Source organism: Erwinia sp. JUb26, from assembly GCF_003751505.1.
Classification (GTDB): domain Bacteria; phylum Pseudomonadota; class Gammaproteobacteria; order Enterobacterales; family Enterobacteriaceae; genus Erwinia.
In genome coordinates this window covers 212,969-225,598 of sequence record NZ_RJVB01000001.1, presented here as the reverse complement: position 1 = coordinate 225,598, position 12,630 = coordinate 212,969, and the positions used below count along the sequence as shown (strand labels likewise).

At 54.9% G+C, this 12,630-nt stretch carries 11 protein-coding genes; 2 read left to right on the top strand and 9 right to left on the bottom strand.

Annotation, left to right across the window (positions count from 1 at the left end; all coding sequences use genetic code 11):
* Positions 1-125 precede the first annotated feature (125 nt).
* Positions 126-1,022 (top strand): LysR family transcriptional regulator, encoded by an 897-nt coding sequence (locus EC836_RS01015; RefSeq protein ID WP_123329264.1) that lies wholly within the window; start codon positions 126-128, stop codon positions 1,020-1,022.
* Positions 1,023-1,038: 16 nt separating this feature from the next.
* Here the strand turns inward: EC836_RS01015 and EC836_RS01010 are convergent, their stop codons facing one another.
* From EC836_RS01010 to EC836_RS00980, 7 genes are all read right to left on the bottom strand, one after another.
* Positions 1,039-2,235 (bottom strand): MFS transporter, encoded by a 1,197-nt coding sequence (locus EC836_RS01010; protein WP_123329262.1) that lies wholly within the window; start codon positions 2,233-2,235, stop codon positions 1,039-1,041.
* 115 nt (positions 2,236-2,350) lie between these two features.
* On the bottom strand, positions 2,351-3,319 hold the full coding sequence (locus EC836_RS01005) for an NAD(P)-dependent oxidoreductase (RefSeq protein ID WP_123329260.1): 969 nt from the start codon (positions 3,317-3,319) through the stop codon (positions 2,351-2,353).
* A 526-nt stretch (positions 3,320-3,845) separates the two neighbouring features.
* Positions 3,846-5,825 carry a hydantoinase B/oxoprolinase family protein gene (locus tag EC836_RS01000; RefSeq protein WP_123329257.1) on the bottom strand — a complete coding sequence of 660 codons (1,980 nt, stop codon included), beginning with the start codon at positions 5,823-5,825 and terminating at the stop codon, positions 3,846-3,848.
* Positions 5,815-7,875 (bottom strand): hydantoinase/oxoprolinase family protein, encoded by a 2,061-nt coding sequence (locus EC836_RS00995; protein WP_123329255.1) that lies wholly within the window; start codon positions 7,873-7,875, stop codon positions 5,815-5,817. Before EC836_RS00995 ends, EC836_RS01000 begins: the two co-directional genes overlap by 11 nt.
* Positions 7,872-8,342 (bottom strand): GNAT family N-acetyltransferase, encoded by a 471-nt coding sequence (locus tag EC836_RS00990; protein ID WP_123329253.1) that lies wholly within the window; start codon positions 8,340-8,342, stop codon positions 7,872-7,874. The genes EC836_RS00995 and EC836_RS00990 overlap by 4 nt, the downstream gene beginning before the upstream one ends.
* Positions 8,343-8,973: 631 nt before the next feature.
* Positions 8,974-9,369, bottom strand: a complete 396-nt coding sequence (locus tag EC836_RS00985; protein WP_123329252.1) for a hypothetical protein — start codon at positions 9,367-9,369, stop codon at positions 8,974-8,976.
* A gap of 613 nt (positions 9,370-9,982) precedes the next feature.
* Complete coding sequence (locus EC836_RS00980; RefSeq protein WP_123329250.1) at positions 9,983-10,723, bottom strand: SDR family oxidoreductase; 741 nt, start codon at positions 10,721-10,723, stop codon at positions 9,983-9,985.
* A 294-nt stretch (positions 10,724-11,017) separates the two neighbouring features.
* Between EC836_RS00980 and yajD the strand changes: the two genes are divergently transcribed.
* Complete coding sequence (yajD, locus tag EC836_RS00975; protein WP_123329247.1) at positions 11,018-11,365, top strand: HNH nuclease YajD; 348 nt, start codon at positions 11,018-11,020, stop codon at positions 11,363-11,365.
* Between the two features lie 5 nt (positions 11,366-11,370).
* Here the strand turns inward: yajD and EC836_RS00970 are convergent, their stop codons facing one another.
* Together EC836_RS00970 and EC836_RS00965 are read right to left on the bottom strand one after the other, a co-directional pair.
* Positions 11,371-11,724 (bottom strand): type II toxin-antitoxin system YafO family toxin, encoded by a 354-nt coding sequence (locus tag EC836_RS00970; RefSeq protein ID WP_199734984.1) that lies wholly within the window; start codon positions 11,722-11,724, stop codon positions 11,371-11,373.
* 69 nt (positions 11,725-11,793) lie between these two features.
* On the bottom strand, positions 11,794-12,390 hold the full coding sequence (locus EC836_RS00965; RefSeq protein ID WP_199734983.1) for a hypothetical protein: 597 nt from the start codon (positions 12,388-12,390) through the stop codon (positions 11,794-11,796).
* Positions 12,391-12,630 lie beyond the last annotated feature (240 nt).

Sequence of the window (12,630 nt, the reverse complement as noted above, 5' to 3'; positions counted from 1 at the left end):
CTGATGAATGCATGTCAAAGAACTTAGCAACATTCATTCGATTGTTATGGCGAAGTTGCTGCATGCTTCTTCGGAAGCCTCCCAGCGGCTAGAATAAGGTTATTTTTACGTTACATGGAACATTCATGCGCGAAGATTTTAATGATTACCTCGCATTCCTGGCTGTTGCGCAGGAGCGGAGCTTTACAAGGGCCGCAGCCAGATTAAATATCTCTCAGTCAACTCTGTCTCATATCATCAGGAGACTTGAGGAAAGACTGGGAATGCGGCTGCTGATGCGCACTACACGGAAGGTAGCGCCGACTGAGATTGGTGAAAAGCTTATGGCCGCGCTTGAGCCGCGTCTTGACGCTATTGAAACAGACATATCGGCCCTGCTTCGTTTTCGTGACACTCCTGCTGGCACGGTGAGGCTGACGGTTTCAGATCATATTCTTCATGAATATGTCTGGCCAGCTCTGGCCCCGGTACTTAAAAAGTATCCGGACATTCAGGTCGAATTGTCTCAGGAAAACGGCTTCATTGATATCGTTGAAGGCCGCTTTGACGCAGGCGTTAGGTTAGGCGATGACGTGGTTAAAGATATGATTGCTGTCAGGATCGGCGCTGACTGGCAGCCTGCCGTCATTGGTTCCGCAGACTATCTGGATAAAGCGGGTATGCCTTCTCATCCATCTGAACTTGTACGCCACAGCTGTATCAATATCAGACACTCGGGGGCCGGACCGCTTTATGCCTGGGAGTTTGAAAAAGGCGCAGAAAAACTAAATCTGAAAGTGCTGGGCCAGCTTATTTACAACAGCGTTTACCCCATGCTTGCATCCGTTGAAGCCGGGTATGGTCTGGCATACGTTCCGGATAATCTGGCCGAGCCGGGCATAAGGCAGGGACGCTGGGTGAGAATACTGAAAGAGTGGAGCCCCGTATTTAAAGGCTATCATCTCTATTACCCCAGCCGGCGACAGATGTCACCGGCCTTGAGGGTGATTATTGATGCCTTACGCTACCGCTCTGCAGGGTGAGCTGTGCACAGCACTTTTATTTTTCTGAAAGTGAGCGCAGCCCCGGCAATACAGCGATTAACGCAGATGCCACCAGTAACGCGGTGGCAAGCAAGAAGGTGCTGACCCAGCCCTGATGATCGAAAAGTTCGCCGCCCGTAAACGCCCCCATGGTTATTGCAAACTGTATGAGTGCTACCATTAATGCTCCGCCAGCTTCGAGTTCGTCAGGAATTATCCGCGTCATCCATGTATTCCAGACCACAGGAATCGGAGTGACGAGGATGCCCCAGACCAGAAGCAGTGCCCCTGTCGCAGCGGGAATATGCCCAAGGGCGGTAAGCAGGCCAGCGACAATTGCCAGTCCTGCCGGCAAGCCCGTAAGCGCAGGCAGCAGATTGTCCCTGACAAAAAATCCTGAAATAAGCGTGCCCGTCAGTCCCGCCACGCCCACGCCTAGCAGAAAGAGGGAGATCATGTTTATGCCCAGCCCGGTCACACCTTCAAGGAAAGGCCGCAGATAGGTGGAAAGTGAAAACTGCCCCATGAAAGCAAGTGTCACGGCGATCATCCCGAGCGCAAATGTCCGGCTGCGGAGCAGCGATGCTATCTGCCGTATGCTTGTATCACGCTGCGGCGGAAGCTTCGGAATAACAACCATCTGCCAAATCAGGCATATCACTCCTGCAGGCACAACCGTAAGAAAAGCGCCGCGCCAGCCGATCAGGCTGCCCAGAAAACTTCCCAGCGGGGGAGCCACCACAAACGCCAGCGCCGTCCCTCCCTGCAGAATAGCAATTGCTTTGGGAACGCTGACCGGGCGAACGATCCGTACTAGTATTGCTGTTGACAGAGACCAGAAGCCGCCGATTGAAATGCCGATCAGTGCACGGCCAAACATAAACATGCCGTAACCGTGAGCAGAAGTTACGATTAGTCCGGATAAAACCATCACAAGAGTATAGAAAATTACTGCGGTACGCCGGTCAAAGCGGGCAAGCAAAGTATTTCCGAAAAGGCTCGTAATGACCGCGAACAGGCCGGAAAAGGCAATGGCCTGACCGGCTTGGCCTTCTGTGACCGACAGATCATTTGCAATAGGGGTCAGCAGGCTGACCGGCATAAATTCTGACGAAACCAGTACGAAGCACAAAAGTGCCATACTGATCACCGCGCTCCAGGCAGACGTATTTTCGGGCGCACGAAAGCCACCCATATTTTCAGGTTTATTCATTAGTTTCACTATTACAGGTAGTTCTGCCGGCAAATACCGGCAGATGGATTAGCTTGTTCCTGCCCTGCTAACCACTGAACAGGAGATTGAGAGGGTTAAAGCAAAATGAAAAATGTCAGGACTTTGGCTTTTCAACCTGACCTGAAGCGATTAAAGCCTGAATAGATTCATGGATAGCTTCAAGGCTGCCATAGCGGGGTTGATAGCCCAGACGGATTTTAGCTTTTTCAATTGAATGTGAAGAACTCCTTACCACATGGCCTTTTGAGATTCGTGCATGCTCGCCCGGTTCAATGGTTTGTAACCATTCTTCGAAGGGCAGAAAAGTCAGGGAAGGCTCTTTTCCGAACCAGCGGAATACAGCTTCAGCATAGCCGCGCAAGGTGATGGCCTGCTCAGAAACGACGTTAAAGACTTCCCCTACAGATGCTCCCCTGTTATCAATCGCACGAACAATAAACTGTGCCACGTCTACGGCATGCACATGATGTAGCATCTCATGGCCGAGATTTGGCAATGTAAGTGTTTCTCCGCGAATAATTCGGGAGTAAACCTCGGGGTTCGAGTTACCCTGCGGAGTTGTTGGCACCCATCCTTCGCCAACAATATGGCCGGGGCGGAACGATGTAGCCGGAAATCCGGTCAGTCGGGCTTCGCACTGGAGCCATGCCTCACTTTCAGCCTTACCCTTACCATAAGCGTCGATAGGACTCACAGGGTCGGTCTCACGAGACGGTACGGCTATATAACGGCCGTAAACCCAGATTGAACTGCAGAAAAGATAGTGCTCAACCTTGCCGCGCAGCGCTTCGACGACCTGCTGCGTGCTGTTGAGATCAAATGCAATCATATCAACGACAATATCTGCGTTAAGATCCGCGATAAGTTGACCAAAAGTCCCTTTCTTTTCTTCTTCCAGACGGTCAACCACGACATTTTCAATTACTGACCATGCATAATGAGGACGATAAGGCTTTGCTGATCCGCGGCTGACGTTTACCACCTGGTGGCCCAGCTCAACCAGCATTGGTACGAGATAAGATCCGACGTGGCCGCTGCCACCAATCACAACGATACGAGACATAACTTTCCCCTTTATGAGTTTCCGGCGCGGCTGATAAAGCCGGCTCTACAGAAAACGGCAGTATCAGGGAGGCACAACCTGAATGCTCATTTCACTGAAAGAGGGAGTTTAAAGCGTACTGGCGCTTTTGACTTTGACTCAATATCGAATGCATTTATGGCAAAATCGACATAATTACGATTTATTGATTTGCTGTTGAAACAATCATGCCTCCGTACGCAGTTGATGCTTAAGGACGTAACGTCCGCTCCTGGCACACAGCAGACGTTCGAATATTCACAATGTGTACGACCAGACTTTGTTGGCGATGGCCAAGAGAAATGCAGATGGGTAGTAAGCCTGGATGCAGTTACTCACCCGCGGCTGAACCGCGCCTGATGTTTTTCAGGCAACACCGGAGAAAACAGCAGGCTGGCCGTGCACCCGGACGGGACATCCGCAGCGCTGAACGCAGAAAGGAAGCCAGGATTCCCCCGCACGGACGCGGGGGAAAGGCGTTCAGTTCACAGGCAAAACGGTCCCCCCGCTACGCCGCACTCAGCGCCGGAAACTGCGCCATCAGCCGTGCAAACAGCCCCGCCATCTGCTCATCCAGCGGAAGACCGCTCCCCTCGCCCTTCTGTACCGCCGCAAACACCTGATGCTTAAGGAAATGCCGCCACACCACAGGACGTTCGGCCAGGAACGCGGTCAGCAGACGATAGCGATCCTCCGTCCACAGCGCCTCAAAGCTTTCGCGCGCCGCCCCCACATCAAAATGCTTATCGCCAGCACCGGGCATCGCCGCCCGCAATGCTTCAGTAGCAGACAGATCGATTTCACCGCGCTGCACCACCACGCCGTACTGATCGCGTGCCGCCTGCTCGCTGAGGAAGCCACACTGCACGTCGCGCAGTACCGCCTGCGCATCACGATCTTTTGCCGCGCCGTAACCGCCCGCGCCCGGCCCTTTCACCGTCACCACGTCTCCAGGCCCGCAGTGGATCACATCGGTATTACCGTGCTCGGTTACGCTGCCGTCGGAATGCGTGGTACGGAACCAGGAAGTGCTGCCCGCACGACCACCCGCCGCGCCCGCAGAGGAGAACACCGAGCGGTTGCGGTTGCGGGCGGTAATCGTGGTATTTGGCGCGAAGACCTCAAAGGCCATCTCCGTGGCCAGCCCGCCGCGATACTTCCCGGCACCGGCGCTGTCCGCCGCCAGCCCGTAGCGATGGAACCGCACCGGGACTTCGGCTTCGTTGATTTCGATCGGCGTGTTTTTCAGGAATGCCGACAGCCCGCCGGAACCGTCCGGCCCGTCGTGTTTCGGCGTGCCGCCCGCGCCGCCGCCGACCGGCCCCAGCGAAGCCACCACGGTCCGGTTCTGCGCATCCACCGTGCGAATGTTAATAATCGAATTACCGCCCGGCGAGTTGGCGGGCAGCCTGTCCGGCATCGCCAGCGAGAAGGCGCCGACGGTGGCGATCTGCGACATCGCGCAGGTCAGGGAACGCATCCCCACCGCCGCCGGTGCCTCGCAGTTCATAATCGTGCCCGGCGGCAGGATCGCGCGGGTTGGCCGCAGGGTTCCGGCGTTCAGCAGCAGCGAACGATCGAGGGTCGAAAGGACGTAGGTCACGCCGACCAATGCCAGCGGGTGCCGCTCGCGGCCGCCGGTGGGCATATTCAGCGATGACGCCAGCTGCGGATCGCTGCCGGTGTAGTCCAGCTCCAGACTGTCGCCCTTAATCCTCAGCGTAATGGCGATGCGGCACGGATAGCCGCCCTCGCCGTCTTCATCGGCGTAATCGGCATAGAAGTATTCGCCGTCGGGAATGGTGCTGATAATCGACCGCGCCTGCTGCTCGGCGTAGTCGAGGATCCCTTCCACCCCGGTCAGGAAGTCATTGATGCCAAAGCGGGCAATGATCTCCTGCACTTTGCGCTCGCCGATATTCACCGAGGCGATCTGCGCGTTGAAGTCGCCCCAGTTCTGGTCCGGCGCGCGCACGTTAAGCCGCATAATCTGCGCCACCGCCTCATTCATCTTCCCGCCGCTGATGATTTTCAGTGGCGGAATGCGGATCCCCTCCTGTACGATCTCTGTCAGCGATCGCGACAGCGAAGCGGGTACCGCGCCGCCCACGTCGGTGTTATGGATATGGCCAACCACGAAGCAGACGATCTCGCCCTGATGGAACACCGGCTTCCAGATATGAATATCCGGCGAGTGCGTCGCCACGTTCCCGGCGTAGGAATCGTTGGTGATGCAAATATCCCCTTCCTGGTAGCCGTCGATCAGCTCAAGCACCGGGCCGTAGTCTATGCCGCTGTACCAGGGCGCGCCAAAGCTGCGCGGTGAGGCAAACGCCAGCCCGTCACGGCTGACGATCTGGCAGGAAAAATCTTCCGTCTCTTTAACAAAAGTGGAATGCGCGGTGCGCATCAGCGTAAACGCCATCGCATCGGCCGCGGCCGCGCAGTAGTTGGCGAGGATCTGCAGATTACGGCCATCAATTGCCATGATGTTCTCCGAAAACGGGGGTGATAATCAGGTTGCCAAAACGGTCAACGTCGACCTGCATCTGCGGCGGCACGCAGGTGGTACAGTCGTCCTGCGCCACGATCACCGGGCCGGTGAGCTGGTGCCCGGCGGCCAGCGCGGAGCGGGAAACCACATCCACCTGCCACCAGCGCCCGTCGATCCAGGCTTCCACCTGGCGCAGGACCTGTACCGGACCCTCGGCGGCCGCCAGCAGGTTCATCTGCGGTTTTGGCGTTGGCGAGGTCAGCACCAGCCGCAGATTAATCAGCTGCACTGCCGCATGTTCATCATGGTGCCCGAACAGGCGGGTATGATGCGCATCGAAAGCCTGATGGATTGCGGCCAGATTGCCTGCCCGCAGCCACTCTTCTTCCAGCGCCACGTCGATTTCAAACGACTGCCCGCGATAGCGCATATCGGCGGAGAAGCTCAGCCGGTACGGCAGATCGCCGCCGTACTCGCGCTGCAGCCAGCCTTCGGCTTCGTCACGCAGCTGACCGCTTGCATCATTCAGGTCGGCAATCACTGCCGGCGTCAAATCGCAGTACAGCGTGTTGATAAAATCGTTTTTAATATCGGCGACCAGCCCGCCCAGCGCCGACAGCACGCCCGGAGTTGGTGGCACTACCACACCTTTCAGTTTCAGCTCGCGCGCCAGGAAGCAGCCCATCATCGGCCCGGCACCGCCAAATGCGAGGAAGTAGAACTCGCGCGGATCGAGCCCGAAGCGGGAAATCAGACCGCTGGTGTCGCTGTACATGCTGGAAATCGCCAGCGCGATAATGTTCTCCGCCGTCTCTTCAATGCTGATGCCCAGCGGCTCCGCCAGTTTTTGCACCGCCGCCCGCGCGCCGGCCACATCGACCTGCACCGCGTTGTAGCCGAGATCGCCGTGGCCGATCATGCCGCAGGCGGCAAAGGCATCGGTAGCGGTGGCTTCGGTGCCGCCACGGCGGAAGCAGACCGGGCCAGGCAGTGAACCGGCGCTGTCCGGACCCACCTGTAACACACCCAGGCTGTCGATCCAGGCGATCGACCCGCCGCCCTGTCCTACCGAGGTGACGGAAACAGACGGAATGTAGATCGGGAAATCGCCGATAATTTCACCGCTGCCGTATTCCGGGCGACCGTCGATAATCACCGCCACATCGGCGCTGGTGCCGCCAATGTCCAGGCTCAGCAGACGGTCAAAGCCGCAGTTTTCCGCAATATAGCTGGCCCCGATCACCCCGGAAGCGGTGCCGGAAAGCACCATCTGTACGCACTCCGCTTTGGCCTGCGCCAGCCCCATCACCCCGCCGTTGGACTTGGTAATACGCGGCGGCACCGGCACGCCCATCTCTTTCAGCGCCCGTTCGAACGAGTCGAGATAGTGAATCACCTTTGGCTGCACATAGGCGTTAATCACCGCCGTAATTGTGCGTTCGTACTCGCGAATGATCGGCCAGATCTCCGCCGAGCAGGAGGTCAGCAGATCCGGTGCCAGTTCAGCCACCAGCTCCCGCACGCGCGCTTCGTTGCCGCCGTTGCGATAGCTATGCAGAAGCGAAACCACGATCCCCTCGCAGCCTGCCGCCCGCGCGCCGTCAATCGCCTCCACCACGCTTTGCCTGTCGACCTCCTGCAAAACCCGGCCGTCACGATCGGTGCGTTCACGAATGGCGAAAACCCGATCGCGGGAAATCAGCGGGGCCGGACGGCGCGAGAACAGATCGTGGATATGGGGGATCTTCAGGCGGGCCAGTTCCAGCACGTCGCAGAAACCGTCGGTGGCAAACAGCGCCAGCCGCACGCCTTTGCGCTGGATCACCGCGTTAACGCCGACGGTGGTGCCGTGGGTAAACGCGCTGATTTCCTGCGGCTGGATGCCGTCGCGTTCGCGGAACTGGGCCAGGCCGGTGGTAATTTCGCTGCCGGGGCTGTCGGGTCGCGACAGAACTTTTAGCGTTCGAATGCTGTTATCTCGCTCGTCCAGCACGGCAAAATCGGTGAACGAGCCGCCAATATCGACGCCAACGCGGTAACTCATGCGGTGTGATCCTCTGGGTGGGTGGGAATAAATTCCATCAATCGCTGTGGTTTTTCCACCGGCTGCCATCCCGCGCGGCGATAGACCTCATGGGCATCGTCGGTGGCCAGCATCCAGCGTTTTACGGTTTTAAGTTCGGGGTGCTGCAGAATGCTGGCGGCAAACCAGCCGCCGAGCCCGTGGCCGCGCTGCGACGGGTCAATCATCACGTCGCTGAGGTAGGCAAAGCGGCTGTAGTCGGTGATCAGGCGGCCAAATCCCACCTGCTGGCCCCGATGGTAAATGCCGAAGCAGAGCGATCCGGCCAGGGCGCGCAGGGTTTGCGCCAGCGGCTGTCCTTTGGCCCAATAGCTGTTTTCAGAGAGCTGATGGTGGACCCATGCCACATCCAGCCGATTCGGGTCGCTGCTGAGCAGATAGTCTTCGCGCTGCCATTCGGCAATCTTAGGCACAAGCGGCTGTAGCATGGTGGCTCCTGACCTGTTTTTTGTGGGGATAAAATGAGTGTACGGTTTTTGGGGGTGTGATTTTTTTGTAACGGGGGGTGACTACGGCGTTTTGTGGGGAATTAGGGGTGAGTGGGGAAATTTTCTGCGTCGCCGGTAAGCCCGGCGATGACGCTGACGGGTGGTAGCCCCAAACGGGGCGGTCCTCGCGTCGCTTCGCGATGCCTTCTCTTCAGTCGTCAGCCTGCCGGAACAGCACAGACGTGGCGTCCTGCCCCGGCTGTGCTTTTTGACCGCGTCCCTGCGGCCAAATCCTGGCTTCCTCTTTCCGTTCAGCGCTGTGGATTGCCCCGTTTGGGGCCACCACCCGTCTGCTGTTCGATTTCTACGTTGTCTGTGTAAAACCAATTGTTCATGGATGGACTTCTTAGTTGTCGGCCCAGAAACCGATTCCTGAGGGTTGGGTCGTTCGGTTCCGGGCTTTGTAGCCGCTCGTTTATGGCATGGTGTTCAGTTGGCTGCGTGGAAGCAGAAGCAGAAGCAGAAGCAGAAGCAGAAGCAGAAGCACAAATTATCAGGGTGAACGGCTGGAAAGTAAATCATCTTACAAGGGGCAGGAATATCGCCCCTTGTTATCAAACCCGAGGCAATATTATGTCGGCATAGAGAACGTGGTTACTTTATTGGTCTGCGGATCGATGGAGATGATGCAGATGGCGAAGTTACCGCCAAAACGGTCCTTGCGATCGGAGATCTGAAGATTGTAGGTTTCTGAGAACGACGTGTAGCCAGAAGAATTGGATTCATTCAGCTTAAAGCCGACGATCTGTTCAAAATAGGTGCGTGTTTTACCAATGCTGGTCTTGCATTGCTCATTGGTGATTTTACCGGACTGTTTTACCGAGGCAGTGGTTTGCGTACCGGTGGTGCTGGTGCTATTGGTATTGAGAGCGGCATTTACCGCTTTCATTTTTTCGCCCACGGTCTGCTGGAAATCAGCGCAGGATGTGGAAAGTAAAACCATGCCGCAGAGGAGTAACTTCTTCATTGTATTCCTTACAATATTTAACGTTATTTTTCAGCATGACAGTATAATTTTTACAAAATCCTTACTCCAGAATAAACATTCCTGAAAAATCTGAAAATCAATTTATAATCATCATTTAATAACTATGCGCGACTTTTTCAATTGAAATTTTCACCATGGTAAATTTAAAATCTTTTCTCGATCGCCTTATGTGCACTGGACGAGGATTTATGGGTAAAGCTTTATTGTAATAGCGGTCGAAGCGGCATTCTCCGCTACGGCGTTATTAAGATGAAACTCTTTAAATATTCCCGCGGGCAGAACGATGAAACGAGTTCCAGCCTGTTAAACCTCAGAGAAGGTTTACGCAAGGGCGTTGGTATCTGTCTTTGGGAGAATGGGAGAGTAAATGTATTTCATCCAATGAGGGAATAACGCGGTCGGTAAATAATCTCCAAAGATGATTCAGGGTTCTACCTGCTATGGCAGCGAACATCATTCATAAATACTCGCCACCAGCCGCAGCCAGGTGAGATCCCCCGTAAGGGATCCCGTTCAGGGTCTGCTTGTTTTTATCTCGTATAACGGGGATATAACGCTATCACTCAGAAACAACCTGCCATCAGATTGTTCTTCAGTAATGCACCAGCCCGCCGTCCACCGCGTACTGGCTTCCCGTCACGTACGAAGCGTCGTCGGATAGCAGGAAAAGCGCCACAGCAGCGGCCTCTTCTGCTGTCCCCGCTCGCCGCAGCGGTACCTGGCTGACCACGAAATCCTCGAACTGCTGGCGGGACTCCTCCGGCATAAAGTGCCTGAAATTGGTCTCGATTGGTCCGGGAACCAGCGTATTCGCCCGGATGTTGCGCGCGGCTAGCGCGGCCGCCCAACTTTTGACCATCGCCACGGTCGCGCCTTTAGTCGCGGCATACAGACTGGTCATCGCCGCGCCTTCGTAAACCGAAGACGACGAGGTAACCAGTACGGATGCGCCAGGATTCAGCAGGGTCGACAGTGCGGCTAGCTGCAGCATTGGGCCGCGAACATTAGCGTTCATCATTCGGTTAAAGCCCTCGGCCGTCACGGATTCCGGTGCGCCCACCTCCGCGTAACCGGCATTCAGCCATAATCCATCCAGCGTGCCCCACCCGCTGACGGCCGACGCCAGTGTGGCAATATCCTCTTCAACGGCGGCATCGCTTTTCAGGATAAGCGCGCTGTCCGGTAACAGGCTGCGGGCTTTCGCCAGGCGCTCTTCATTCAGACCGGTGATAGCAACCTGTCCACCTTCTCTGGCAATACGCAGCGCACCGGCCAGTCCCATCCCGCTCGTCCCGCCGGTAATCAATACCCGTTTGCCCTGAAATCTGCTCATGATGGCCTCCTGTTTTTAGTTCATATCAATAGCAACCTTACGAAAAGCGGACTCAACCGTCATCTGTTTCACCAGGTTACCGTCCCGCTCGTCATGCTGACTTCTATCCTGCGATCCGGTATCGGGCTCATCGCTTTGCGGGATTATCAAAACTGAAATTCAGACGATGCAGCCAGGGGAAGGTGGTTGACATCAACGTCCACGCGGCGTACTTCGCTTATCCTTACTTTCAATAATGCGGTATATTGACAGCACTATTCTGAATTCATCGTTCTATCACAGGTAACAACGGCAATGGCTTTTATCCCTAAAAACTACGCGCGGCTGGAAAGCGGCTACCGTGAGAAAGCACTCAAAATCTATCCGTGGGTATGCGGGCGTTGTTCGCGTGAGTTTGTCTATTCCAACCTGCGCGAGTTAACGGTTCACCATATCGACCACGATCACACCAATAACCCGGAAGACGGCAGCAACTGGGAGCTGTTATGCCTGTACTGCCACGATCACGAACACTCGAAATACACCGAAGCTGACCAGTACGGCACCACCGTCGTGGCGGGTGAAGACGCGCAGAAAGACGTCGGTGAAGCCACCTACAATCCGTTTGCCGATCTGAAATCGATGCTGAATAAGAAGAAATAGGGTATTTACGGATTTTCAAGCGTTTGAAACGCCTGAGCATGGAGTGCTATGTCAGCCATAATTTTCGGGTCTGTGGCCAGCGCGTGAGCATTCTGAGGGAAGATAGCCAACAGGCTGTAAATATCCTGAAATTTCGCGTGCTGGGTATAAATCAGTGCGCGATCGCTCGTGCGGTTGTAGCGATAGCGGGAACGTGTTCTTTCCTCTTTGGTGAACAGAAGATGAACGTGGTAAACGCGCGATGAAACGATGGCATCCGGCGCAGTGTAAGGTCCATCTTTGCCTAAAACATCGGGAAATGTACCTAACCCTTTGAAGGCGAAGAAATCGCGTAGTAAGGAGTCTTTCAGATCTGGCATTATCCCAAATACCGGCTCCAGGAACCTGGCGTAGCTGTCACAGTTCCATGTGACCTTCATTGAGTGACCTCAGTTGAATGTGGTGAAATTGGCGAACAGATTCGCGTCAATTAATCCCGTTTGTGAGTCAGAAATGTCAACATTGCTAAAACACTGATCCAGAATCATTATCAAATCAGAAATGGCTATCCGGTATTCGGTGATCGAATCGCTCAGGCGTTTCAGATAGGGATGCGGTCGACTGGCGTCACGAATAAGTTTGTCAACATAGCCTTCTAAACCACGGACGGTGAGATCAACGTTTTTCAGGTCCTCGTAGCGACTTTTACCAAAATTCTCACGTATTTTTTCCGCACTCCAGTCATGAACGGAGTGAGCTAACCTGACATGTCTGGCCGTCAGTACCGCAAGTTCATTTTCGATCACGGCCAGTTGAGCAGCAACCACGTTCTTGTGAACGGAAAATGCGTTCAGACCTGAATGATCCTGAACCCTGAAACCAGTATATTGAGTTGTTAACGTACCGTGTAACCGAGGGAAAGCATGATTTTTTACAATATGTTTAGGTCCAGATGCTACCAGCTGAACACGAGAAAAACCCGAGGTTACCGTAGCAAGGGCATTGCTAATAACACTCATATCTTCCTGGCAATGTTCTAAACGCATAAAAACCTCAACTTAAAATCCATACGTTATTCAGTTTACGCCGTGTAGATGAAAGCGACAAACGCCAGCAGCGACAAAAGCGCTATGCCTCGCAACACCGCCACCAGATATCACAAAAAAGATGCAGAATTATATTCATCAGTTTAACGCGAGATAAAACAAATCAGGGTGGCCAATCTGACTGGAAAATGCTGACTGCTTTTATTACTTTCACAGCAGTGAGGTGAAGGCAGCGGGACC

What these genes read in the sequence shown, in the direction of transcription:
- EC836_RS00995 (WP_123329255.1), bottom strand. Translation starts at nt 7,875, where the DNA reads ATGAGTTACCGCGTTGGCGTCGATATTGGCGGCTCGTTCACCGATTTT.
- EC836_RS00970 (WP_199734984.1), bottom strand. Translation starts at nt 11,724, where the DNA reads ATGCCAGATCTGAAAGACTCCTTACTACGCGATTTCTTCGCCTTCAAA.
- EC836_RS01000 (WP_123329257.1), bottom strand. Translation starts at nt 5,825, where the DNA reads ATGGCAATTGATGGCCGTAATCTGCAGATCCTCGCCAACTACTGCGCG.
- EC836_RS01015 (WP_123329264.1), top strand. Translation starts at nt 126, where the DNA reads ATGCGCGAAGATTTTAATGATTACCTCGCATTCCTGGCTGTTGCGCAG.
- yajD (WP_123329247.1), top strand. Translation starts at nt 11,018, where the DNA reads ATGGCTTTTATCCCTAAAAACTACGCGCGGCTGGAAAGCGGCTACCGT.
- EC836_RS01005 (WP_123329260.1), bottom strand. Translation starts at nt 3,319, where the DNA reads ATGTCTCGTATCGTTGTGATTGGTGGCAGCGGCCACGTCGGATCTTAT.
- EC836_RS00980 (WP_123329250.1), bottom strand. Translation starts at nt 10,723, where the DNA reads ATGAGCAGATTTCAGGGCAAACGGGTATTGATTACCGGCGGGACGAGC.
- EC836_RS01010 (WP_123329262.1), bottom strand. Translation starts at nt 2,235, where the DNA reads ATGAATAAACCTGAAAATATGGGTGGCTTTCGTGCGCCCGAAAATACG.
- EC836_RS00990 (WP_123329253.1), bottom strand. Translation starts at nt 8,342, where the DNA reads ATGCTACAGCCGCTTGTGCCTAAGATTGCCGAATGGCAGCGCGAAGAC.
- EC836_RS00965 (WP_199734983.1), bottom strand. Translation starts at nt 12,390, where the DNA reads ATGCGTTTAGAACATTGCCAGGAAGATATGAGTGTTATTAGCAATGCC.
- EC836_RS00985 (WP_123329252.1), bottom strand. Translation starts at nt 9,369, where the DNA reads ATGAAGAAGTTACTCCTCTGCGGCATGGTTTTACTTTCCACATCCTGC.